Source organism: Paenarthrobacter sp. 10N417, assembly GCF_056394745.1.
On record NZ_JBFTIL010000003.1, the window covers coordinates 127869 to 150810 of the forward strand.

The 22942-nt window shown below is 61.3% G+C and carries 27 protein-coding genes and 1 tRNA gene; 10 read left to right on the top strand and 18 right to left on the bottom strand.

The features are described from left to right. Positions 1-6: 6 nt before the first annotated feature. Both AC1DCM_RS04970 and AC1DCM_RS04975 read right to left on the bottom strand, forming a co-directional pair. Complete coding sequence (locus tag AC1DCM_RS04970) at positions 7-1122, bottom strand: alpha/beta hydrolase (protein ID WP_477517517.1); 1116 nt, start codon at positions 1120-1122, stop codon at positions 7-9. Between the two features lie 96 nt (positions 1123-1218). Continuing rightward, positions 1219-1533, bottom strand: a complete 315-nt coding sequence (locus AC1DCM_RS04975) for a GNAT family N-acetyltransferase (RefSeq protein WP_477517518.1) — start codon at positions 1531-1533, stop codon at positions 1219-1221. Between the two features lie 286 nt (positions 1534-1819). On the opposite strand from AC1DCM_RS04975, the gene AC1DCM_RS04980 reads away from it, so the two are divergent. Further along, positions 1820-3070 (top strand): CaiB/BaiF CoA transferase family protein, encoded by a 1251-nt coding sequence (locus AC1DCM_RS04980; RefSeq protein ID WP_477517519.1) that lies wholly within the window; start codon positions 1820-1822, stop codon positions 3068-3070. Then, positions 3067-4026, top strand: a complete 960-nt coding sequence (locus AC1DCM_RS04985) for a beta/alpha barrel domain-containing protein (protein WP_477517520.1) — start codon at positions 3067-3069, stop codon at positions 4024-4026. The genes AC1DCM_RS04980 and AC1DCM_RS04985 overlap by 4 nt, the downstream gene beginning before the upstream one ends. On the opposite strand, the gene AC1DCM_RS04990 is transcribed toward AC1DCM_RS04985, so the two are convergent. Beyond that, a complete protein-coding gene (locus AC1DCM_RS04990; protein WP_442017202.1) occupies positions 4023-4475 on the bottom strand; it encodes an SRPBCC family protein in 453 nt (150 codons plus the stop codon). The two genes, AC1DCM_RS04985 and AC1DCM_RS04990, sit on opposite strands and share 4 nt — an antisense overlap. 218 nt (positions 4476-4693) lie before the next feature. Here AC1DCM_RS04990 and AC1DCM_RS04995 point away from each other — a divergent pair, with 218 nt between their 5' ends. Then, complete coding sequence (locus tag AC1DCM_RS04995; RefSeq protein ID WP_477517521.1) at positions 4694-5458, top strand: hypothetical protein; 765 nt, start codon at positions 4694-4696, stop codon at positions 5456-5458. On the opposite strand, the gene AC1DCM_RS05000 is transcribed toward AC1DCM_RS04995, so the two are convergent. The 3 genes from AC1DCM_RS05000 to AC1DCM_RS05010 are packed head-to-tail and all read right to left on the bottom strand — an operon-like array spanning position 5455 to position 8109. Continuing rightward, positions 5455-6354, bottom strand: coding sequence for a diacylglycerol/lipid kinase family protein (locus AC1DCM_RS05000; RefSeq protein ID WP_477517522.1), 900 nt, complete (start codon positions 6352-6354; stop codon positions 5455-5457). The genes AC1DCM_RS04995 and AC1DCM_RS05000 overlap by 4 nt on opposite strands. Before the next feature lie 57 nt (positions 6355-6411). Beyond that, positions 6412-7203 (bottom strand): IclR family transcriptional regulator, encoded by a 792-nt coding sequence (locus AC1DCM_RS05005; RefSeq protein WP_477517523.1) that lies wholly within the window; start codon positions 7201-7203, stop codon positions 6412-6414. Between the two features lie 54 nt (positions 7204-7257). After that, complete coding sequence (locus AC1DCM_RS05010) at positions 7258-8109, bottom strand: PhzF family phenazine biosynthesis protein (protein ID WP_477517524.1); 852 nt, start codon at positions 8107-8109, stop codon at positions 7258-7260. Positions 8110-8163: 54 nt separating this feature from the next. Here AC1DCM_RS05010 and AC1DCM_RS05015 point away from each other — a divergent pair, with 54 nt between their 5' ends. After that, complete coding sequence (locus AC1DCM_RS05015) at positions 8164-8586, top strand: DUF1801 domain-containing protein (protein WP_477517525.1); 423 nt, start codon at positions 8164-8166, stop codon at positions 8584-8586. Between the two features lie 139 nt (positions 8587-8725). Here AC1DCM_RS05015 and rplI read toward each other — a convergent pair whose 3' ends face one another. The 5 genes from rplI to AC1DCM_RS05040 form a co-directional block, all read right to left on the bottom strand. Then, positions 8726-9178: a 50S ribosomal protein L9 gene (gene rplI, locus AC1DCM_RS05020; RefSeq protein WP_223935139.1), complete on the bottom strand. Its 453-nt coding sequence runs from the start codon at positions 9176-9178 to the stop codon at positions 8726-8728. A gap of 18 nt (positions 9179-9196) precedes the next feature. Beyond that, on the bottom strand, positions 9197-9436 hold the full coding sequence (rpsR, locus tag AC1DCM_RS05025) for a 30S ribosomal protein S18 (protein ID WP_003800144.1): 240 nt from the start codon (positions 9434-9436) through the stop codon (positions 9197-9199). A 127-nt stretch (positions 9437-9563) separates the two neighbouring features. Then, positions 9564-10154: a single-stranded DNA-binding protein gene (locus AC1DCM_RS05030; RefSeq protein WP_216924481.1), complete on the bottom strand. Its 591-nt coding sequence runs from the start codon at positions 10152-10154 to the stop codon at positions 9564-9566. A 50-nt stretch (positions 10155-10204) separates the two neighbouring features. Beyond that, complete coding sequence (rpsF, locus tag AC1DCM_RS05035) at positions 10205-10510, bottom strand: 30S ribosomal protein S6 (RefSeq protein WP_021473324.1); 306 nt, start codon at positions 10508-10510, stop codon at positions 10205-10207. 280 nt (positions 10511-10790) lie between these two features. Then, positions 10791-10873, bottom strand: a tRNA-Leu gene (locus AC1DCM_RS05040). A 127-nt stretch (positions 10874-11000) separates the two neighbouring features. On the opposite strand from AC1DCM_RS05040, the gene AC1DCM_RS05045 reads away from it, so the two are divergent. Genes AC1DCM_RS05045 through AC1DCM_RS05055 form a run of 3 tightly spaced genes read left to right on the top strand, consistent with a single transcriptional unit; the run spans position 11001 to position 12289 of the window. Then, entirely contained in the window at positions 11001-11144 is a 144-nt protein-coding gene (locus tag AC1DCM_RS05045; protein WP_442004922.1) for a hypothetical protein, read from the top strand. Positions 11145-11150: 6 nt separating this feature from the next. Then, positions 11151-11810: a DUF1345 domain-containing protein gene (locus AC1DCM_RS05050; RefSeq protein WP_442017196.1), complete on the top strand. Its 660-nt coding sequence runs from the start codon at positions 11151-11153 to the stop codon at positions 11808-11810. Positions 11811-11866: 56 nt separating this feature from the next. Next, on the top strand, positions 11867-12289 hold the full coding sequence (locus AC1DCM_RS05055) for a hypothetical protein (RefSeq protein WP_477517526.1): 423 nt from the start codon (positions 11867-11869) through the stop codon (positions 12287-12289). Positions 12290-12349: 60 nt separating this feature from the next. Here the strand turns inward: AC1DCM_RS05055 and AC1DCM_RS05060 are convergent, their stop codons facing one another. The 3 genes from AC1DCM_RS05060 to AC1DCM_RS05070 form a co-directional block, all read right to left on the bottom strand. Next, entirely contained in the window at positions 12350-13765 is a 1416-nt protein-coding gene (locus AC1DCM_RS05060) for an amino acid permease (protein WP_477517527.1), read from the bottom strand. 240 nt (positions 13766-14005) lie between these two features. Next, positions 14006-15313 carry a M18 family aminopeptidase gene (locus tag AC1DCM_RS05065; protein WP_477517528.1) on the bottom strand — a complete coding sequence of 436 codons (1308 nt, stop codon included), beginning with the start codon at positions 15311-15313 and terminating at the stop codon, positions 14006-14008. Between the two features lie 37 nt (positions 15314-15350). Next, the gene (locus AC1DCM_RS05070) at positions 15351-16241 is read right to left on the bottom strand and encodes an intradiol ring-cleavage dioxygenase (RefSeq protein WP_477517529.1); all 891 of its coding nucleotides are present in this window, start codon (positions 16239-16241) and stop codon (positions 15351-15353) included. Positions 16242-16424: 183 nt separating this feature from the next. On the opposite strand from AC1DCM_RS05070, the gene AC1DCM_RS05075 reads away from it, so the two are divergent. The 3 genes from AC1DCM_RS05075 to AC1DCM_RS05085 are packed head-to-tail and all read left to right on the top strand — an operon-like array spanning position 16425 to position 18389. After that, positions 16425-16871 (top strand): YqfO family protein, encoded by a 447-nt coding sequence (locus tag AC1DCM_RS05075; RefSeq protein WP_431117318.1) that lies wholly within the window; start codon positions 16425-16427, stop codon positions 16869-16871. Beyond that, entirely contained in the window at positions 16871-17611 is a 741-nt protein-coding gene (locus AC1DCM_RS05080) for a cyclase family protein (protein ID WP_477517530.1), read from the top strand. The genes AC1DCM_RS05075 and AC1DCM_RS05080 overlap by 1 nt, the downstream gene beginning before the upstream one ends. Positions 17612-17624: 13 nt before the next feature. After that, a complete protein-coding gene (locus AC1DCM_RS05085; RefSeq protein ID WP_477517531.1) occupies positions 17625-18389 on the top strand; it encodes an IclR family transcriptional regulator in 765 nt (254 codons plus the stop codon). A gap of 11 nt (positions 18390-18400) precedes the next feature. On the opposite strand, the gene AC1DCM_RS05090 is transcribed toward AC1DCM_RS05085, so the two are convergent. The 4 genes from AC1DCM_RS05090 to AC1DCM_RS05105 all read right to left on the bottom strand — a co-directional run bounded on the left by AC1DCM_RS05090 (position 18401) and on the right by AC1DCM_RS05105 (position 22931). Further along, the gene (locus AC1DCM_RS05090; protein WP_477517532.1) at positions 18401-19186 is read right to left on the bottom strand and encodes an IclR family transcriptional regulator; all 786 of its coding nucleotides are present in this window, start codon (positions 19184-19186) and stop codon (positions 18401-18403) included. 147 nt (positions 19187-19333) lie between these two features. Continuing rightward, positions 19334-20788 (bottom strand): amino acid permease, encoded by a 1455-nt coding sequence (locus AC1DCM_RS05095; RefSeq protein ID WP_477517533.1) that lies wholly within the window; start codon positions 20786-20788, stop codon positions 19334-19336. A gap of 164 nt (positions 20789-20952) precedes the next feature. Further along, the gene (locus AC1DCM_RS05100) at positions 20953-21591 is read right to left on the bottom strand and encodes a response regulator (protein WP_477517629.1); all 639 of its coding nucleotides are present in this window, start codon (positions 21589-21591) and stop codon (positions 20953-20955) included. 56 nt (positions 21592-21647) lie between these two features. Beyond that, positions 21648-22931 carry a sensor histidine kinase gene (locus AC1DCM_RS05105; RefSeq protein WP_477517534.1) on the bottom strand — a complete coding sequence of 428 codons (1284 nt, stop codon included), beginning with the start codon at positions 22929-22931 and terminating at the stop codon, positions 21648-21650. Positions 22932-22942: the final 11 nt, after the last annotated feature.

A 22942-nucleotide genomic window follows, 5' to 3' on the forward strand; every position in this document is an offset into this window, starting at 1 on the left:
TTTCCCTCAATCCGTTCTGGAGGCATGCGTGGACAGGAAGTCGAAGGTCTTGTCCCTCGCATCGCGCGCCTCGGGGAAGTTCAAGTGGAACTGGTACTCATGTGGCAGCTCAGGGTCGTGGTCCGCAGCCCAAAACAATTCGGTCACCGGAACACCCGCTTCCTTCAGGCGATTGCTGTAGGGAACCGACTGAAGCCACGTCAGACCATCGCCATTGCCGCCACTGATGAAGGTCGGCGGGAAATCCTTGGTCACGAAATCGATGGTGGACATGGTGCTGCCGGCATATGTGGAGGACCAGTCCTTCGTTCCCGTGTATGCCCACAGCGAGGTTTTGAAGCCCCACGCCACCAAGCCATTGAGGTCCGCCATCGCCCGGAGATCGTAGACTCCGCAATGCAGGATGGTGGCAGCAAGGTCCGATTTCTGGAGCGCGGGTTTGATCCCCATCAGGTTGGCATACTCGGGATTAACAGTGAGAGTGGTCATTTGGCTGGCCAACTGCGCTCCTGCAGAATCGCCAGCCAGGACAATCCGCGTGGTGTCCACATTCAATTCAATGGCGTGCGCCTTGATGTAGCCAAGCGCATCGTTAATGTCGCCGATGGCCGCCGGATAGACGGCCTCCGGTGCAATCGGGTAGCTCATCCCGATGGTCGTGTATCCCTCAGCGGCAAGAATCCGCAGATAGGGTTCCACATCGCCTTGAGCCCCGGAAATCCATGCGCCGCCGTGAATCCAAACGATGGTCGGGAGCGCCGCGGTGGTGCCCGCAGGGCTGAAAACGTCAAAGGCAGAGCCAGGCTTGTAAACGACACCGGAGCGCTCCTGCAATGGAGTGTCCGGGACGTATGGCTCCATCTCGTCAATGGTGGACTGCGCACCGCGCTCAAAAACGCTGCGAATCAACATGGCGGAGGGCCAAGGAGTAGCGGACAGGGCCAGAAGGATGATCAGGACCAGGATGATGGCCAGGTCCAGTTTCCTCAGGCGGGATGGCCGCCGTCGTTTGGCCTGCAAAACTGCACTGGAACCGGGACCCAAAGGGGAATCGCCTCCCGCCCCGGTCCGGCCTGATGCCGCGCCAGTCATGTTGGTTTGAGTCGATTCCAGTGGCCCCATTACACACTCCCCCAATTGGTGTACTTGGGGACCATGCTAAGCCGCCGGAGTTGCATCACGAAGGGCACGGCAGTGAAATCGCCCGCGTCCCCTTCTTTAGACCTCCGGGCGGGGCGCCCTGAGCAGCAGTCCCTCACCGCCGTCGAACGTTACCGTGTGAAATCCGGGACCGCGGGCCACCTCCTGAAAGCCCCAACGCTGGTGGAGGGCGAGCGACGCCTGATTACGGGAATTGACCACGTACCACGCCGTATCCGCCCGCTCCCAGATCCACTCCAGCCTCGCCTCCGTCAGCGCTGCCGCCACGCCTTGGCGCCGAAAAGGCCGAGCTACCGTGATTCCGCCGAGGTAATAGCCCGCAGGCGCAGGCCCTTCGGAATAGTCCCAGTAGTGCGTTTTGGCCCAACCCACGACGGCGGAACCTCCATCGTCATTCGGCCTACCTTGCGCTGCGAGCTCCAACAAAACGGCTCAGAAATTGTTACCCGCTCCTTCGAGCACCCTTGAGCGGAGCTGGGAAGGGGGCCGCGGCGTGGCGGGCATCGCGAAGCGGGCACGGCCCCCTTCCCAGCGCAGCGACCAATTGGGACAGTCTAATTTGCGCGAAGGCTTTCAATATGAGTTCAAACTCATACTATGGGATTAGCGAATACGCCGCGTCTCACAGGGAACGCATCAGCACGCACGAGAGAAGACCATGACACACGAAACAATCGCCCCCCTGGACGGCGTCCGAGTCCTCGAACTCGGCAATTACATTGCCGCCCCCACGGCTGGCAGGCTGCTTGCCGATTTCGGCGCCGAAGTCATCAAGGTCGAGCGTCCAGGCACCGGCGACGAGCTCCGCAACTGGCGCCTCCACAAGGGCAACACCTCCATGCTCTACCGCACGCTGAACCGCAACAAGAAGTCAGTGGTCCTGGACCTCCGCACCGAGGCCGGCAAGCAGGCTGTCCTGGCCTTGGTTGCCAAGTCGGACATCCTGCTTGAGAACTTCCGCCCCGGAACGCTGGAGAAGTGGGGCCTCGGACCGGAAGTCCTCAACGAAGCCAATCCGGACCTCATCGTCACCCGCATCTCTGCCTTTGGACAGACCGGGCCCCTGTCCGAGCGGCCGGGGTTTGCCGCCGTCGCCGAGGCCTTTAGCGGTTTCCGCAATCTGGTGGGGGATCCGGACCGCGCTCCGGTGCGCGTGGGCGTCTCCATCGGAGACTCGATCGCGGGGCTTTACGCCGCCTTCGGCTCCATGATGAGCCTGTACCAACGTGAAGCACGACGCCGAAGCTCGGCTGGCGCTGTTCCCCTCGCCGAACGCATCATCGACGTCGCGCTGAACGAAGCGATGTTCTCCATGATGGAATCGCTGATTCCTGACTATCAGGCTTACGGCGTGGACCGGCAGCGCGTGGGCGGCCGGATGGAGGGCATTGCGCCCTCGAATGCGTACGTGTGCAAGGACGGTGCCAGCATAGTGGTGGCCGGCAATGGCGACTCGATTTTCCAGCGGTACATGCAGACCATCGGCCGGCCGGACTTGGCGGAGGACCCAGCGCTGCAGACAAATGCCGGGCGCTGGGCGAGCCGGGAGGAACTGGACCAGGCAATCTGCGAGTGGACCGGGCAGCTGACCGCGTCTGAAGCATTGGCGGCCCTGGAGGACGCCGGAGTTCCTGCTGGTCCCATCTACACCGCCGCGGACATCAGCACGGACAGCCAGTACGCGGCCCGCAACATGATCCAGAAGTTCGACGTTTCCACTGGCGAGGAGATTCTCCCTGGAGTAGGTTTCCCGGGCATCGTCCCCGTGATCGGGGACCAGTCCCTGCCCATCCGCAACCTGGGACCGGACCTCGGTGAAAACACTGAAGAAATCCTTGGCGGGCTCCTTCACCTGGATGCAGCGCAAATCGATGCGGCTTCCGGCCGCGAGGAGGCTGTCCGACCATGAACCGTTTTGAAAGCGCACACGCCAACACCCTGGGCAGCGCCATCCTGAGGGACGTCACCTTGCGGGACGGGCTGCAGCTCACCGGAAAACTCCTGCCAACGGAGCAAAAGATCGAAACGGTCCGTGAGCTGCTGCGCCTGGGCGTCCCGGCGATCGAGCTCGGATCCATGGCCCGCGCGGACCTCGTCCCCACCATGGCCAACACACTCGAGGTAGTCCAGGCCCTCACTCCCGAGGAACTCGAAAAGTGCTGGATCTGGGTAGCGACACCCGGCCATGTTGCCAAGGCATCAGCTGCAGGCGCGCGGAATTTCCAGTACTGCCTGTCTGCGTCGGATTCACACAACAAGGCGAACATCGGCCGGACCACGGACGAGAGCCTGGCCGCCTTGCCTGAGGCAGTTGAGTACGCGCGTGCAGTCAATGGCCGGATTCAGCTGTGCATCGCGACGTCCTTCACTTGTCCTTTCGAAGGCTACGTTCCGGAGGAGCGCATCCTCTCGATCGCCAACGATCCCAGGGCGGAAGGCACCACGGACATCGTCATCTGCGACACCTTGGGTCAAGCCGTTCCTGCCCAGGTGTCCAGCCTGATCGCGCGTGTGCGGGATGAATCCCCTGCCCGGCGGATCGTCTATCACGGGCACGACACCTGGGGCTTGGGCGTCGCCAATACGCTCGCCGCAATCCAGGCGGGCGCTGCAATGGTGGACGGCGCTTTGGGGGGCCTGGGTGGCTGCCCCTTCGCCCTGGGCGCCAGCGGCAACACTTCCAGCGAGGACATCGTGTTTGCCACACGTCCCGAATGGCTGACACCGGATGTCTTCGGGGAGCTTGTGGTCTTGTCCGAGAAGCTGCTGGCAGAGCTGGGCGAACCCAACCGTTCAAAGGCTGCCCAAGGCGCCCGCTCCCGGGCGGCAGCCTTTGACTGGGTCATCCGCTCCCCGGCCGTTTAGAAGCTAGGCTTCCCCGCTCCGCCAGCCGCCATCAGCTCCAGCCGCCGCAGAGTTTCGCGGTTGCGGACTGTGATCATTGGATCCCTAAGTACCTTTGGTACCACCTTGCCGGGGCCCCGGATCGCGTCTTCGGCCATGGACACCCGGCACTGGTTGCCACCCAGATCCTCCAAGGTGATGCGGACCTTTGCTTCACCTACGGGCCAGCCACGGGCCAGGAGTTCCAGGCTCCGGCCAGGCTCGACGGCGGTGACACTCGTGCTGTCGTTGAGGAGGAGCGGCCACGATCCCACGGAGTGATGGAGCTTGGATCCGACCTGTGGCCACTGGTCATCCACAGCACGAATTCTTGATGCACCCACCACCCACCCGGAGTATAGCCAGCCGTCAGCGATGACGTTCCAGACGTCTGCGGCAGAAGACTTGAACAGCTGGGTAACGGTGGACATGGAGTTCCCTTCTGTGTGCCTTCGTCATCTGTGGTGAGACTAAGCTAAGCATGCTTATAAATTGTCCGCCATAGGCCGCCTACACTGTTGGCATGGTGTGCAGGGGATGGCGATATTGGGCGGCAGGCCTGGCTCTGTTGTCCACCCTGCCGCTGGCGGCATGTGACGGCTCCCCCGACCAAGAACCTCCGACCAGTTCCGGGCCACAACCCATTTCGGTGGAGGTTAATCAATCCCGGGACCAATACGGCAAGCAAGCCATCCTCATACAGCTCACCAACACCACAGACACTCCCGTTACCGTGAGCGGTGCGCGGCTGAAGTCCGCGTTGTTTGAGAAGGACATCATCTGGGAGCCAACAGGCGGCGCCCTGGAGCTACCACCCCGGCAGCCCAAGAGCCTTCCCGCCAATTTACCTGCTCCGCATTGCAGGCAGTCGCCTACTGAACCCCTCAAGGCCGTCGTTCAATATTCGGAGCCAGCCAAGGGACCCACAGAAACCTCGGTTGAGGCGCGGGATCCGTTCAACGTCCTGCCCCGGAACGCCGACGAGCTGTGCTTGGCAGCCGACGTTGCCGCCGTAGCTGCCATCGTCTTGGCCCCCGATCTTGAGGTGGCCCCGGATGGTCGCACCGCCGTCGTGCGTCTTGTCATTACTCCTGCGAGCACTCCTAGTGAGTCACCGCAAAAGCTCACGATCAACTCCATCGACGGAACCACCCTGCTGGCCGAATCGCCCGCGGATCCTTGGCCGCGGGACATCGCGATATCATCCGGTGCGGCCCCGAAGGAGGTGCCCTTGACTATCCGTCCGGCGCGATGCGACCCGCATGCAGTGGCCGAGGACAAGGTGGGAACGCTGTTGCCGCTAAGGATTTCGGTGGGCGCACGGGAAGGCGTACTGAAAGTTGCGGCATCGAATGAGTTGCGTGGGCGTATCTACGACTTCGTGACGGCGGCCTGTGGTGGAGACGTTCATTAGCCCACTGTCGCCAGAGCGGCCGGAGCGCATTCCACCCTGACTTTCACATGGGCTTCCACCGTCTTCACTTCGCCGTCCATCTGGTACGGCAGGGGTTTGAGCGTAGTGAATTCGTAGCTGCTCACGCTCGGCTGATCGCCCAGGCCTTGGGTGGTCGCTCGGAGGGCAGTCAGCAACACCCTCCATTTGGGCATGTGCGGAAAGATAATTACCTCGAATTTTCCGTCCGACGGGTGATCTTCGGCCTCACTGAGCGTGGCGTATTTGGCCATTTCGGGGATGTTGGCGAAAACCAGGCTGTCGAATTTCCGGCGTTTGCCATCGGATGTGCGGATGGCGAAGGGCTCGAACTTTGAGAAGGTCTTGATGACGGAGACCATTTCAGTCAGGGCTCCCTTGCTGCCCTTTTCCAGTTCGGTGGCCACAACAGGTGTGAGGCCGAAGCCAATGTAGGAATGCGCATACTCCAAAGGCTCGCCGTCTTTTTGGCCAGTGTGAATGCTCAGGAGGTCAATCTTCCGGACGTGGCCCTCAGCAATGGCCTCTTCCAGTGGCTTGGTTCCCGTGATCCGGCGGTGGTCATTGGCGTTGCCCGCAGCCATGACCGCACATACCGCCTGCGGATTTCCGGCGTGCATCACGCCGTTGACAACCTCGTTATAGCCACCATCACCGCTGACAGAGACAACCAGGACGTCGCCTCCCTTTTCTGCCGCCGTCCGGGCCAACTCAACGGCGTGTCCAGCGTGTTCGGTGGGCTGCAGGGTAATCTCCGGCGCGTAGGGAAGCATGTCCTTCAGCTTGACCTGTAATTGCTCGGCCAGTTCGGGCGCATTACCCGTGCTGTTGGGATTGAAAATAATGGCGATCGATTCAAAAGTCCGTGCAGAATCCATAATGTGCTCCTTGCGTGTACGCCCGTTTGATTACTACCCGTTCGCTCTTAATATCCCCTACGACTCCCCCGGGAAACGCCCACCAATGAGTCTGGTCATATGTTCCGCAGTCGCTAGCAAAGGTTCCACCCACGCCTGACACGTTTCCAGTGGCATCCGCAGCGTGGGGCCGCTGATGGTGACTGCGCCCACCAGGGCAGCGGCTGAATCGAACACTGGCGCCGAAAGCCCGGAAGCCCCGTCTTCCCGCTCCCCTACAGTGATCGCAAAGCCATCGGCCCGCGTCTTCTTGACCGCAATCTCCAATTCCTCGGAGCTGGTGATCGTGTAGTCGGTAATGGGCTCCAACGGGTCGCGAAGGACAGCCTCCATTAATTCAGGAGACCAAGCGAGCAGGACCCTGCCGGCCGAACCTGCGTGGAGCGGAATGATCTTGCCAAGGTGCATCTCCCGGCGGAGCGCGTGACGGGTATCTGCCATGGCGACGCATACGCGGTAGTGCTGTTCTGCTTTGAAGAAGCACGCAGTCTCACCGGTAGTATCGCGCAACGTCTTGAGCAGCGGGCTGAGGATGTCCACCACTTCCATGCCACGGGTGGCCGGAGCCGCCCAATAGGCCATCCGCATGCCGATGCGGTACGCGTCGCCCTCCCGGTCCAGGAATCCTTGGGACGTCAGGTTGGTGACGAGACGCTGCACCGTGGATGTCGGCATCCCGGTGTACTCGCGAATGTCGCTCAGCTGCAGCACCGGCTTCGAGAGGGAAAAGGCGTCCAGGATGGACGTGATCTTGCCAAGGACAAGCAAAGGGTTGCCGTTGGCCTTCACGGAAGCATCGGATGCTGACATAAGTCTCACGCTAAACGCTCGCCGGAGGGGACGCCAATCCCCGGGCCGGTAGAACTACAGCAGGACCGTGCCCTGGATGCAAGTAACAGATGCCCCTCCGACCCAGATGTCACCGCCCCCAGCCTTCACATGGATGCGACCCGCCCTGCCCAAGGCAGTGCCCTGCGCCGCCACGTATTCTTCAGGAGCCCGGCCGCTGCCGATCAGCCACTGCGCTGCACCGGCATTGAAACTGCCGGTCACGGGATCTTCCACCATCGCGTCGCCTGGAATGAACGTCCGCACTTCAAAGTCGACGTCGGAACCAGGCTCGTGCGGGCCGATCACCCCGACCTTGAGATCACCCATGGCCACCAGATCCGGTTCGATTGCGAGGACCTGTTCCGCAGACTCAAGCAGGACACCAACCCACTCTGGGCCATTCACCAGCCATGATGCGTCCAGCAAGGAGTCTTCTGTGAGCCTGAGTCCGGCTGCCAGCTGGGAGCGGACTCCAGCATCCACCGGCTCGAAGCGGGTCAGTGGTGGTGCAGCAAAAGCCAGCCGACCGGCGTCGTGCTTCACCCGGACCAAACCTGCGCCACATTCCTGCACCAGAACGCCGTCCGTCTTGGGCTCTCCTCCAGCCTGCAGCCAGGTGTGTGCGGACCCGAGGGTTGGGTGCCCAGCGAACGGGAACTCCTCGCTGCCCGTAAAGATGCGCACACGGTAATCGGCACGCGGATCTGTTGGACGGAGAAGGAAGGTGGTCTCGGAGAGATTGGTCCAATGAGCAAAGTGCTGCATCGCCTCGCTGCTCAGTCCCTCTGCGTCAACTACTACTGCCAGCGGGTTACCGCGATATGGCTGGGCTGAGAAGACGTCAACCTGGTGAAACGGGCGGATACGCAAGGATTCTGAAGTCACCGCTGCAGGCTATCACTGGTGCTTGGCCAGTCGTGCGTCTGCGAAACTACGAGCATGGCAGAGAACAAGACCCAGCCCACCAGCATGTCCGTGGATGAATTCCTGTCCTCCGTGGAGCACCCCGGCCGGCGAGCCGATGGGTTGGAACTGCGGAGGATGATGCAGGAGATCACCGGCGAGGAAGGCGTTATGTGGGGGCCCACCATCGTGGGATTCGGCAGCTACCACTACAAATACGAGAGCGGACGCGAAGGTGACTCCGCCGCCGTCGGTTTCTCACCGCGCAAGGCGAACCTGGCACTCTATGGCCTCACCTACGGTCCCGATGCCGACCGGCTGCTTCCGGAGTTGGGCAAGCACAAGACCGGTGCCGCATGTTTATACGTCAATAAGCTGGACGACGTGGACCGTGAGATCCTCGCAGAGATGATCCGGACGGGCTACCAACACGTCATGTCGGAGCTCCACACCCCGTAAATCTCCGCCGAGGTGGCATTTAATGACAATCCCAGCGCTCCGGATTGGCATTAAATGCCACCTCGGCGCGCGTTGGGGGCAACAAAAGGACCCCCACAACCGGAAACCGGCAGCGGGGGTCCTTCTTAGCAGTCAGAGACTACTTCCCTGCAACGACCTCGAGGTCGATAACAGCGGAAACATCCTCGTGCAGGCGAACGTTGGCCTGGTACGAACCGACAGACTTGATGTGGTTCGGCAGTTCAACGTTGCGCTTGTCGATGGCGCCGAGGCCAGCGGCCTCAACAGCAGCAGCGACATCAGCAGGCTTGACGGTGCCGAAGAGACGACCGGACTCGCCGGCCTTCACCTCGAGCTTGACCTTCTTCGAGGACAGAGCCTGAGCCTGTGCCTGTGCAGCTTCAACAGAAGCGTGGGCACGAGCAGCGCGGGCAGCCTTGATGGACTCAACCTGCTTCTCGCCACCCTTGGTCCAGGTCAGAGCGAAGCCGCGGGGCAGCAGGAAGTTACGTGCGTAACCGTCCTTGACCTCGACAACGTCGCCAGCAGCACCGAGACCGGTTACTTCGTGGGTCAGAATGAGCTTTGCCATGTTAGTTAATCCCTTCCCTTAGCCGCGGCCAGCGCCGGAGTAAGGCAGCAGAGCAACTTCGCGGGCGTTCTTGATTGCCTGGGCGATCTTGCGCTGTTCCTGAACGGTAACGCCAGTAACGCGACGAGCGCGGATCTTTCCGCGGTCGGAGATGAACTTGCGCAGCAGTGCTACGTCCTTGTAGTCGATGACAGTGATGTCAGCGGCCTTCAAGGGGTTGGACTTTGGTTTGGGCTTACGGAGTTCAGCCTTAGCCATCGTGGAGCTCCTTTTCTATGGAGCCCGTGGATATTGATCCACGGGATGGTGGTGTTCGACGGCGGTAGTCGCCCGGATGCCTTGCGGCAGTCCCGGCGGGTTCCGGCGTCGGACTTTTTCTTGGTGTTTAGAAGGGAGGTTCGGAATCCGGGCCGTTGCCCCAGCCGCCTGCATTGCTGACACCGGGCGTAGCCCAAGGGTCATCCTGCTGTGCGGGCTGGTTGCCGCCCCAGTTTCCACCGGAGTTGCCGCCCTGGCTTGCACCAGCTGCTGCACCTCCTCCGAAGCCACCGGCGTTACCGCCACCGAAGCCACCTTGGCCACCGTTTCCGGCGCCGAACTGGCCACCGGAGCGCTGGGTACGGTTGACTTTGGCGTTTGCGTAACGCAAGCTGGGGCCGATTTCATCGACCTCAAGCTCGATAACGGTGCGCTTCTCGCCTTCTTTGGTTTCGTAAGAACGGCTCTTCAAACGGCCGGAGACAATGACGCGCATGCCCTTGGTGAGGGACTCGGCCACGTTCTCGGCTGCTTCGCGCCAGACGGAAGCGCGGAGGAACAGGGTTTCCCCGTCCTTCCACTCATTCGACTGGCGGTCAAAGGTCCGGGGAGTAGAAGCGATGGTGAAGTTCGCTACTGCTGAGCCAGACGGGGTGAACCGCAGCTCCGGGTCATTGGTGAGATTACCGATGACCGTAATAGTGGTTTCGCCTGCCATCTACTGCCTCCTTGTTCGTTCCTGCGGTGTAAAGATCTGGAAGGGGCTGATTACTCAGCAACGACCTTCTGGTCTTCGGGGCGGATGATCTTGGTGCGCATGATCGTCTCGTTAAGAGACAGCTGGCGGTCAAGTTCCTTGGCGGTAGCCGGCTCAGCGGTGAAGTTCACCACTGCGTAGATACCTTCGGACTTCTTCTTGATGTCGTATGCCAGACGGCGACGGCCCCAGATGTCAACCTTCTCGATGGTTCCACCATCGGTGGTGATGACATTGAGGAACTTCTGAAGCGACGGCTCTACGGTACGCTCTTCGACCTCGGGGTCGATGATTACCATCAATTCGTAAGGACGCATATGTGAACCCACCTCCTTTGGGCTAAGCGGTTACGGTATTTCCGTAACAGGAGGTTCATTTGCGATGCTGTGGCTCGCTCCCCCGCCGAAGACTCGGAAGGAGGGCGCAACACAGACTTCAATATCTTAGTGCATCTCCTGCACTCAAAGCTATTCGGTGGGGTCGTGGACCGAAACCTGCCAGTTGCCGTATGTGGATAACCCCGGCTCTGCAGGAAGCTGACGCCCGCTTGAAACGACAAAACCCCTGGAAGATCAGCGATCTTCCAGGGGTCTCCTGTGCGCGGAGGGGGACTTGAACCCCCACCCCCTTTCGAGGACTAGCACCTCAAGCTAGCGCGTCTGCCATTCCGCCACCCGCGCAGGGTGATTCGAAGAAACAGTGTTTCGTTTTTCTCCGTAACAGCGACAAAGACACTAACACGAGGATGCCCATTCCGTAGATTCCTGCGTCCCGGATCAAAAGGGGAACCCGAGCTAGGGTGGGGGCATGGATGCACTGAACTCCCTGGTCCTGACAGTCGTTTTCGCAGCGATCTTCCTCTACGCCCTCTATTTCGTGGTCCGTTCGGGCGTACGGGATGGCATCCTTCAGGCCGACAAGAAGCGCAGCAGTACCGGCGTCGGTGACTAGGTGGCCATGAACAATGTGAGAGTCAGGCGCAGCCGGTTGCGCTTCGTGGTCATGGTGGCAGCGGGCGCCGCAGCCTTCGTGGTCACAGGCTTCGCAGGCAGCTGGGTTGATGCCCCGGCCGTGGGCTGGGCAACGGCCGCGCTGATCTATGTTGCGTGGGTGTGGCTGGTGATAGCGCGGATGGATCCCGCCGAAACGCAGCAACACGCGACCTCCGAGGACCCGTCCCGTGGGGCCACCGACCTTCTGATCCTCATCGCAAACCTGGCCAGCATCGCAGCCGCGGTCGCGGTGATCGTCAACTCGCACACCGAAGGATCGGACACCCGCTTTTACTCGGCCGCACTGTCCCTTGCATGCGTAGCCCTGTCCTGGATGCTGGTCCAAACGCTCTTCACCCTGCGCTATGCGGAGCTCTACTACAGCCCTGACGCCGACGCCGGTGGTGGAGTCGGTGGCATCAGCTTCAACCAGGATCGCCCACCGCAATACACGGATTTCGCTTACCTGGCCACCAGCCTGGGCATGACGTATCAGGTCTCAGACACCAACCTGGGCAACCATAGGATCCGGCTTGAGGCCTTGAAACACAGTCTGCTGTCCTACCTGTTCGGCACCGTCATCCTGGCTGTCACCATCAACCTCGTCATTGGCTTGGCCCAGTAGCCCATACCGCCCGGCGCTCAGTTCCCGGCGGCGCACCCAGGCGTAGGCTACTTGCCATGAAGCCCCGGCTGATATGGGTTGCGGCCGTCATTCTCGTGGCCGCAATCGGCGGACTGGTGTGGTTCGCGGTGGACAAGTCGCGCGTGTGCCCAGCCATTGGGAGCGCCACGCCGATCGAGCTGAAGATAGCGTCGACGCCAAGCCGCGTCCAGGCATGTTTCGGAGACAGCTGCACACCGCGGCCCCTCCAGCAGCAGACGGATGGCCGCTGGCTCGTCCCTCAGGAGCCTCCGTATCTACCTGCCGGGCAGTCAGCTTCCCCTCCCAGCGTGGTGGCCAAGGTCCGTGTTGTGGTCAAGGAGTCCGGCAAACGCCAACGGGACGCCGTCTTCGACATCCCTGCGATTCCGGGTGTTCCCGACACCACCGGCGCACAATGCCCCGGGCCCATCCAGTACCTCCCCGTTGAGGTGCCTTAACCACAAACGGGGCAGCCGCCGTCGAACGCTGACGGCGACTGCCCCGGACGAAACGAACGCTTACGACGCCGGACCGGAACCCAACGTCACACGCTCGGCTTCCCCATCACCCATGGGAGCGGACGGCGTCCCGCGCTTGCGGTATCGGAATACGCCGATGGCTACGACAACCGCAGCCAGGGCCAGCGAGAGGAAGAGCGATTCTCGTGTGGATTCAAGGATCACCATGCCGATGATGAGCGCGATGATGCTTCCAATCGCCATCCACGTGAGGTACGGGAAGAACCACATCTTGAGGTCGAGGTCCTTGGCGGCCGCGCCCATCCGGCGGCGAAGGATGAGCTGTGAGCTGGCGATGACCAACCAGACGAACAAGGCGATGGCGCCGGACGTGTTGACGAGGAACAGGAACACGGTGTCCGGCGCAACGTAGTTCAGGCCAACCGTGATGAAGCCGACCACGGTTGAGGCCAGTACTGCTGCCGCAGGCACGCCGCGCTTGGAAATCTTCATCCAGGATTTGGGGGCGTCGCCACGCTGCGAGAGCGAGAAGAGCATGCGGCTTGCTGTGTACAGGCCCGAGTTCAGGCAGGAGAGAACCGATGTGAGGACCACGATGTCCATGATGGTGCCGGCACCCGGGATTCCATAGAGCTCGATCACGGCAACGTACGGGCTCTTGGCAACTGAAGCGCTGTTCCACGGCAGGAGCGTGACCACAATGGCAATGGAGCCGATGTAGAAGATAAGAATGCGCCATACCGTGGACTTCACGGCCTTCTTGACGGCGTCCACAGGGTTTTCGGATTCACCAGCGGCGATGGTGGCAATCTCGGCACCGAAGAACGAGAAGACCACCACGAGGATGCCGGCCAGGACAGCGCCCGGACCGTTGGGCATGAAGCCGCCCTGATCCAGGAGGTTGGCGACGCCCGGCGCGGAAACGCCCGGGATCAGGCCAAGGATCGCTGCAATGCCTGCGAGCAGGAAGATGACGATTGCGGCCACCTTGATGGATGCGAACCAGAATTCGAACTCGCCGTACGACTTCACGGAGCCAAGGTTGGTAAGTGTCAGAAGCACCATGAGAACCAGTGCCCAAACCCATTGGTCGACGCCTGGAACCCAGCGATGCATGATCGCAGCACCTGCGGTGGCCTCGATGCCCAGCACGATGATCCAGAACCACGCGTAGAGCCAGCCGATGCTGAATCCCGCCCAGCGGCCCAACGCCTTGTCCGCGTAGGTGGAGAACGAGCCTGTCTCCGGGTTGGCCGCAGCCATCTCGCCAAGCATCCGCATGACGAGGATAACCACCAGGCCAGCAGCCAAGTAGGCGACGAGGATGCCCGGGCCAGCCTGTTGGATAGCGGCACCGGAGCCCACAAACAGGCCAGCGCCAATCACGCCGGCGATGGCGATCATAGAGAGATGTCGTGGCTTCAGGGACTTTGAGAGCTGTTGGTCAGCGTGCATGGGTCGGCGCCGTCCTTAGTGTCTTTGGAGAGTGCCCGAGTTGATGTGCAACGGGCCACATGGCTTTCCCACACTAGCCATCCTCGAAGGGCAGAATCCTGTGCGAGTGAACATTTTGCGCTTCTCGAAAAAGGAAGCATGCACAAAAAGTATGATAATAAGCATCGAAAGTTTCCTATAGGAAACTTTGGAAACGCCCTTGAAATGACTCTTTGAGGCTTTTTAGCCTCCTTCGGGAACTTAGACCTGGGTCCGGAAGAACAGTTCCACCGCAGAAGCCAAACGGAGCGGGTCCTCGACGCCGCACAACTCTCGCGCCGAATGCATGGACAGCAGGGGGATGCCGACATCCACCGTCCGGATGCCCAGCCGCGTGGCGGTCAGCGGACCGATGGTGGAACCGCAGGGAAGGTCGTTGTTGGAGACATATTCCTGATACGGCACATTAGAGTCCTTGCACATACGCGCCCACAGCGCAGCTCCCGTCGCGTCGGTGGCGTAGCGCTGGTTGGCGTTGATCTTCAACAGCGGCCCACCGTTGAGTACGGGACGGTTTACGGGATCATGCCGCTCAGCGTAGTTCGGGTGGACGGCGTGGCCGGCATCGGCAGAGAGACAGAACGACGCCGCCAGGGACTGACGCCGCTGGCTCACCGAGGCGCCAAGACCGTCAGAGATTCGGGTCAGGATGTCCTCAAGGATGGGTCCGCAGGCGCCCGAGCGCGAGTTGGATCCGATCTCTTCATGGTCGAACGCGGCGAGGACAGCGATGGGGCCGTCCTGAGCGCCCGCTTTCGCATGTTCGATCAATGCCACCAAGCCAGCATGGGTCGAAGAAAGGTTGTCCAAGCGGCCGGAGGCGAAGAATTCACCCTTGGCGCCGAAAACCGCGGGTGCCTGCGTGTCCGCCACGACGACGTCGTAACCCCCGATATCTGCCGGATCAACGGTGATGCCCTCGATTCGACCGGCAAGCAGGCCTAAAAGATCTTCGTTGGCCGGGTCGCCCAGCCCGAAAATCGGGTTCATGTGCTGCTGCTTGGACAGAAGGAGGCCACTGTCATTGACCGCACGATCCAAGTGGATAGCCAGTTGCGGGAAGCGCAGGAGCGGGCCGGTTGCAGTCAAGTGCTGTGTGCCGTCGCGTAGCACCAAGCGGCCGGCCAGTTGCAGCTCGCGGTCCAGCCAGGAGTTAAGGAGTGGCCCGCCGTACACCTCGACGCCGGCCTGCAGCCAACCGAACTTGCCGGTGGTGGGCTTCGGCTTCAGTTTGAAGGAGGGGGAGTCCGTGTGGGCGCCCAGGATATTGAAGCCTGTGGTTGGACCAGCATTTTGGGGAGTAACCCATGCGATCAGGGCGCCATCGCGGATGACGTAGAACTTACCCGCGCCACCTTCCCACGGCTGCAGTTCATCCAGTGAGGTGAAGCCAGCGCTATTCAGCCGGCGAGCGGCTTCGTGCACTGCATGGAAGCTGGACGGCGAAGCCGAAACATACGCACCGAGGTCCTGGACGTGGTCAACTGCTGCGGAGGCATTCGAAGGCATGCCCCCGAGTCTAGCCGCGCGCTTCGACCTCCTCGCGTCAGACCGTGACGTTCAGCGCGGCTGTGTAGCCTCCCTGGACCGAACCAGACATGGTGGCCAACTGATATATGCCTCCATCGTCACCAAAGACATTGTCATCCGCCAGGGTGCTCTTTGCGAAGTTACGGGCACTCGACTCATATCCCTCCGAGGCGTAGACGTCCTTGCAGGCTGCCTCGGTCAGGGCGATCTGGGAAACTGCCAACACCTGCCCAGCCGCAGACGTGTTGCTCATGGATTCAAATACCTCAAAGTGAATATGAGGCCACCGGCCACTGTAGGCGCCGGGATAGATGGTGGTGAAAGTGACCTGGCCGTTGCTGTCGGCTTCCTGGACGCCCCGGAGGTAGTTCTCGTTCTTCAGCCCCGAGTCGTACAGGGAATACTTTCCATTCTGGTCACAGTGCCATGCATAGACCGCTGCGCCCGCCAGCGGCGAGCACCCGTTGGCGTTGTCCAGCAGCGTTAGCGTGAAGCTCAGCGGGACACCGGTGGCCTTCGTGCTGGAGCTTCCGAAGCTTGGACTGATGTCCTTGCGGACGACTCCCGATGCTTCGAGCACATTCGGCCCATTGGAACCATCGCCGGGGTAGGGGCCGAGTGTTTCCTCGGGGATCTCGACTCCGCATTCAGCGAATGCACGCGTCACGGTACTGGTGGCGGAAGGCGTTCCGGCCGCCGTCGTGCTTTCTATTCCGGTAGCGGCAGCAGCGCTGGAAGACGACGACGGCGATGCGGTGCCACCTCCGGAACCCGGCGTACAAGCAGCCAGGGCTGCTGCCGTCCCGGCGCCGAACAGGACGCCCAATGTGCGCCGGCGGCTAAGGAGAGTGGAGAGATCGAATTCAAGGCCGCGATCGTGGTCTGGATGGGGCTGCGGGGAGGTCATGGGTCCATCAAACCCACAGGGGCTGTGCCTTGTACATGCAGAATCTGTGGCGCGCCTATGAAAGTTGCGCGCGCAGGGCCTCCAGCATCAATGTGCAATATAAACATTTCTATATGCTTGTAATGCTCGTCACCTTGTGCCACGATTGCTCCCAGTAAGCACATCCACGGAAGGCATTGCCCCATGAACATTGAACTTAAAGCCGTGCGGAAGCTGCGCATCCACTGGCCCATCCCGCTGGACACGATGACCCAACTGGCTAGTGGCGATCTGGGGGCCCTGGAGTCTGACCCAGGCATCGCCTCGCTGCTGCAAGCGCTCACTGCAACGCCGGAGCTGGGTGGCTTCGGCAATTACCACCACGTCTTCGAGTCCTCGGCAGGGTTCGAGGGCTTTACCGTCGCGGAAGGTGCCAATCCCACGTTGGGAAGCGTGGGGCAGAGGACCATCTCGCCGACATTCGTGTTCACCACATACTTCGATGACTCGCTCTCTGACCAGGCCGTTCATGAGCTCGTCCAGCGGATCGTGGATATCCACCCGTGGGAAGTTCCCGTCATCGAAGTCTCCGGGCCACTGAGTGTCTCCAGCAGCGCCCATGCTCCTGCCATTGAAAGCCGGGTAGCCTGATGAATTCCAAGTTATGGCAGCAGCTCGCGCCCCTGCTCCAAGGCAGGACGTACACCGATCTGACGCACGCGTTCCATCCGGGTCAGCCGCACTTCGCGGCCTTTCCGGATGAATCCCGCGAAGCCCTCTTTGACATGGAAAAGGGGGACGGCTTTACTGCCCACCGCTACTCGATCGTTGGCCAGTGGGGCACGCACGTGGATCCGCCGTCGCACTTTGTCCGGGGTGGCCGAACGCTTGACGAGATACCCGTGGAACAAATGCTGTTGCCCTTGGTTGTCCTGGATATCAGCGACCGTGTTCGCGACGATGACGATGCCACCCCCACGCTCGCCGACGTTCAGGGCTGGGAGGCGAGGAACGGGCACATTTTGCCAGGTTCGTTTGTGGCGCTCCGCACTGGTTGGAGCCGGCGATGGCCCGATGCCCAGGCCATGGCGAACAAGGACCAAGCCGGTATCAGCCACACTCCAGGCTGGTCACGCGAGGTTCTGGAATACCTGATCGAGAACCGTGCCGTGGCTGCGGTCGGCCACGAACAAACGGACACTGATCCCGGCGTCGCCACTTCCCAACAGGACTTCAGCCTGGAAACTTACGTCCTGGCCCGCGATAAGTGGCAGATTGAACTCCTTGCCAATCTGGACAACGTGCCCGAGGCAGGCGCCGTCCTGGTTGCTACCTGGGCCAAACCCCTGGAAGGCAGTGGCTTTCCGGCCAGGGTTTTCGCCATCCACTAGCTAGAATCAATCCATGTCAAAGACCTCAAGCATGGGCCGCGGCATGATGGCCATCCTTGCGGTCGGGGCCCGTCACGCGCAAGGAAACGACGGCGGTACGGTCGCCGACGTCGCGGCCGACCTGGACAAGGACCGCAGCCAAGTATCGCGGAGCCTCAAGGGCGCCTTGCAGGAGGGTTTCCTGGCCCGCAGGGATCAGAGGAAATACAGCTTGGGCTGGACTATCCTGACGGACGCCCAACTGGTCGCTGAACAACGGCTGAAGACGGACGGGCTAACTGCGCTTGAGGGTCTCGCTTCTGAAACCAACGAGGCATGCTTTCTTGGCGTGCTCAGCGGCAACAGCACGGTCACCATCGGTGAACAAGTGCCTGCCAGCGCCAACCTCGTGGGATCGTGGCTTGGACGTCCCTATCCTGCATATTGCAGTGACGCGGGCCAAGCACTTCTGTGGGACGCCCCGGACGATGAAGTTCGCAAGATCTTCGAGTCTGTTGAATTCGTGAAGCATGGACCCAATACGCCTTCTTCCGTGGAGGACTTCCTGGCGCGGCTCAATGATGCTCGCGAACGCGGTTACTCGATCGTGGACGAAGAAGCTGAGCCCGGACTCTACTCACTGGCTGCGCCTATACGCGACTTCAAAGGGGAGGTTGCTGCGGCCCTGCAGATAGTTGGCCCGAAGTCCCGCATTGAACCTCACCGCGAAACGTACGCCGTCGCGCTCCACTCCTGGCAGGAATGGCTGGAGTCCATGGTGGGTGGACGGCCTCAATAGCCGCCCTGAACTCAGTTCCCCGTTGCGGAACCGAGAGCCCCGGATGCGGAACCGAGCCGGTGCGCTGCCGAATGCAGCAGCGGGGCCAGTTCCGGCGCGGCCCTCTCAAGATCGGAAAGCGTACCCAGGACACTGAGCGCAGCAATGATGGCGCCTGAAGAATCCCGAACAGGTACGCCCAGTTCCCACACACCGTGTTCGAACTCCTCGGCCGCCAAAACAAATCCCCGGGGCCTGTCGCGCTCCATGAGGGCGTCGACTTCCGCCTCGGAATGCGCTGCAGCAGGCCCCCCAACTCCAATGAAGTTGACATCCTTGAGCAGGGCTTCAAGCTCGTTACGGGAGTGGTCCCATAGCAATGCCCGCCCGGAACCCGTACACCACACAGGCGTGACCATTCCCGGCTTCGCGAATCCGCCCAGGACCGAGTTGTTGGTGGAGGAACGCAGCAGCAGAACCTTGACACCATCGCGCACTGACAGCCGGGACCTAAGCCCCAGGGCCGAGACCAACTCTTCCAGTTCTGCCCGGGAATCACGCACCCAGCCAACATTAAGGGAGGCGGCCAGGCTGAAGAACCGGGGTCCCGCACGGAAAGGTCCGCGCTCCAGCCGCTCCAGCAGCCCCAAGTCGCACAGTTCCTGGGCCAGTCGCGAGACCCGGCTCTGCTCCATGTCCAGCTCAGCCGCGAGCTGGGATACGCCAAGGAGCTGACGGCCCTGCTTTTCGCGGTCAGTAACCAACCGAACGAGACGAAGCCCCTGCGCCAACGACGACGCCTCCGGTGACACCTCCAAGAAATCCCGCTCCTTCCGCCAAGCGCTCACGCCATTCTCACACGCCCGTGTCAGGGGCAAGAATCAGGGGCCCTTGGTCAGGACGACAAACGGCTTCACGGCCGGACTCTCTCTGAAGTCCGGCCGTGAAGCCCCGTGCTGGATTGATCAGGCGATCTGCTTAACCGCCGCGCGTCCATGCCTGAAGTGGAAGTAGATGTAGCAGGCGGCCACGAACGGAATACCGAAGTAAAGGGCAGCAACCTGGTTTGGATCGAAGGCAATGCCTATCAGTGAGACCAGGCAAAGCGTGAATGCCAGGATGGGAACCAACGGGAAGAACGGGGCCTTGTAGGCAAGATCGGCCACCTGCCCGCCGTTTCGGATAAATGCCCGGCGATGGAAGAAGTGGGATGCCGTGATTGACATCCATACCCCTACCACTGCGAATCCCGCCACGGAAACAAGGGCAAGGTATACCGTTTCGGGGGCAACCACGCTGCTGATCAGCGATGCCAGCCCGCCAAGCATGCTGACAGAAAGGGCAACAAGGGGAATCCCGCGCTTCGTCAGTCGCTTCAGTGCCTTTGGCGCGTGCCCCTCATCGGACAGCGAGTACAGCATGCGGGCACAGGAGAACAGTCCGCTGTTTCCGGCAGACAACAGTGCCGTGATGATGACGAAGTTCATGATGTCCGCCGCGTAGGGGATGCCCACGGAGGAGAACACGGTAACGAACGGGCTCTCATCCAAGCCCACCTGATCGAAAGGAACGGTGGCGGCGATGACGGCAATGGCACCGACGAAGAAGATCAGCAGGCGGATTACCGTGCTGCGCATGGCTTTGGGGATGTTCCGGGCGGGATCGGTAGTTTCTCCAGCAGCGACACCGATGAGTTCGGAGCCGGAGAAGGCATAGAAGACTGCCAGGGCCGTAACAAGGACCCCGGAGAAGCCATTGGGAAAGAGTCCGCCTGAGGTGTTGAAGTTCTCAAAAAGGAAGGGGTGGTTGCCGGATCCCGAGAGCGGTTGGAATCCAAAGAGCGCGGCTCCACCAAACACGATCAGCGCGATGATCGCACCCACCTTGACGATGGAGAACCAGAACTCGGATTCTCCGAAGAACCTGGAGGAAATGGCATTGAGTCCGAAGAGGATTGCTGCGAACACCACGCACCAGACCCACACGTCCACGCCGGGGAACCACCGCTGCATGAGCAGGCCCGACGCCGTGAATTCGGACCCGATGGCAACTGCCCAGCAAAGCCAATAGAGCCAGGCTGTGGCGAAGCCCGTGGCGGGACCAATGGATCGTGCAGCATAAATGTGGAAGGCGCCTGAAACCGGGTAGGCAATGGCCAGTTCACCGAGGCAAGCCATCACAAGGTAGACCACGAAGGCCCCCACCAGATATGCAAGGACGGCGCCCAGGGGACCTGCTTGCGAAATCGTGTATCCGGAACTGAGGAACAGGCCCGATCCGATAACACCTCCCATCGCGATCATGATGAGGTGGCGCGGACCCATCGTTCGGCGCAGGCCGGTTTCGGCGGCGGTGGACGAGCCGGGAGAAGCGGGAGCATCAGGTAGATGGTCCAATTGCAGGGGTGCTGAAGGTTCCATGTGGTGTCTCCGGTTAATGACAGATGCGAACGGTACGCCTGAGGACATCCGGACTGAGGGTGCCAAGAAGGGCGTCTGTAGTGACGAAGGTAACACAAGTTCGACGCATATGGTCATTAAAAACATTTGTTAATGCATATGTTGCACGCTACATGCGCCGGGGGTTAGTAGTCCGGGTTGCTCGGTACAACAAGTCCGGTCTCGTACGCGTACACCACCACTTGCACACGATCCCTCAATTGCAGCTTGCTGAGGATGCGGCGTACATGGGTCTTAACAGTGGCCTCGGACAGGAAGAACTTGTGGGCGATCTCCGCGTTGGACAGCCCCTCGGCGATGGTCGTGAGGATCTCGGTTTCGCGCGGCGTGAGATCGTCCAACAACGGATCGCGATGTGGGCCGGGCGATTGGCCGGGTACGCTGCCGCCGCGTACGTACGTCTCCAACAGCCTCTGCGTTACGCGGGGCGCCACGACGGCGTCGCCACTGGCCACAAGTCGCACAGCGTGAACGAGTTCAAGCGGGGCCACATCCTTGAGCAGAAATGCTGAAGCGCCCGCTTGCAGTCCCGAGAAGGCGTATTCGTCAAGATCAAACGTGGTGAGGATGATGACCCGGGCTTCGGAACCGGAGTCCGAAATGCGGCGCGTGGCTTCGATGCCATCCATGGTGGGCATTCGGACGTCCATAAGCACCACGTCCGGCTGCAGCTCCTGCACCTGCCGGACAGCCTCGTTTCCGTCCGATGCCTCGCCCACTACATGGAAGTTCTCTTCACCTTCAAGGATGAGTCGAAAGCCCATCCGCAGCAGTGGCTGGTCATCCACCAGCAGGATCTTGATGACGCCGTTCTCTACCACTATTCCCCCTTTTCGCCGTTCCAGTGCAGCTCGGCGTGGACCGCCCAGCCTCCCCTTTTGCTCGGACCGGCACTAACGATTCCAGCATAGATTCCCGCCCGTTCACGCATTCCGGCAATGCCCTGCCGTGTTCCCAGGCTGTCCATTGACTCGCCACCCTCCCGGGTTCCGCGGCCGTCGTCGAGCACGTCAATGGTCACCAGATCGCCGTCGCGGGCTACCTGCACGTCCACGCGGCTAAGAGAGCGCCCATAGCGGAGAACGTTGGTCAACGATTCCTGCACAATCCGGTAAACGGTGAGCTCGAACGCAGGATCGGCCGGAAGCGCGGGCCCAGTGTGCGCGTAGTGCAACGGCAGGCCGGCCGTACGGAATCCATCCAGCAGCTTGGCCAGGTTCAGCCCCGACTCGAGCGGCGTCAGTGGCGCCGGGCGGCCGGAATCGTCGCGCAGGACGCCAAGCACCCGACGCATATCCGCAAGTGCTGCCCTACCCGTTCGGGACAGTTCACCCAGGACGTCGCCGGCGCGATCGGGGTCCTTCTTGACCACGACTGCCGCACCGTCCGACAAACTGATCATTACCGTCAGGGAGTGAGCTACGACGTCGTGCATTTCCCGCGCGATCCTGTTGCGCTCGGTGACCTTGCCCAACTGCGTTGTCCGCGCCGCCCATGCGGCGATCTCGGCCTCATGCTCACGCCGCTGGCGGACCGAGATACCAATGCCCGTGGCTAGCAGGTTGGACAACATGATGGTTACAGCAGTGGCGATGTTGTTGATGAGGTGGAAGTTCTCGGGGACGTCCTGCAGGGTGTTCATACTGCTGGGACTTGTCCACATGAAAAGGTACAGCAGACTCAGTGGCAGACTCGCTGCGCCAAACACCACCAGCGAAATTGGCCGCTTCCGGGTTGTCGCCACCGCGTAGAGGGCGAACCACAGGCCCGCAGACACGTTTGAGCCCCACGGATTCAGCACGGTTGCCAGGACTTCAAGAACCGCGACGGCGGCAACCACCTGAAGCGGGTAGCGCCGCCGGAATATCAGCACAGTGGCGATCAGCAGCAAGAGCCCGACGACGAGCCACTTGCCCGCGATGATCGAGGCGATGATCGTGGGCAAGGCCAACAGCACGTAGCAAAGGACAACCACTGCATCCATCGCGCGGGGACGCTGGAAAAAGTACCGACGGATACGGCCCCGGCGGCGCTGGGCAATTTCAGCGAAGGACGCGTCGGCTGTAGCGGCCGGCGCGTCCTTCACTTGTGGAGCTTCACTCATGGATTGAGCCT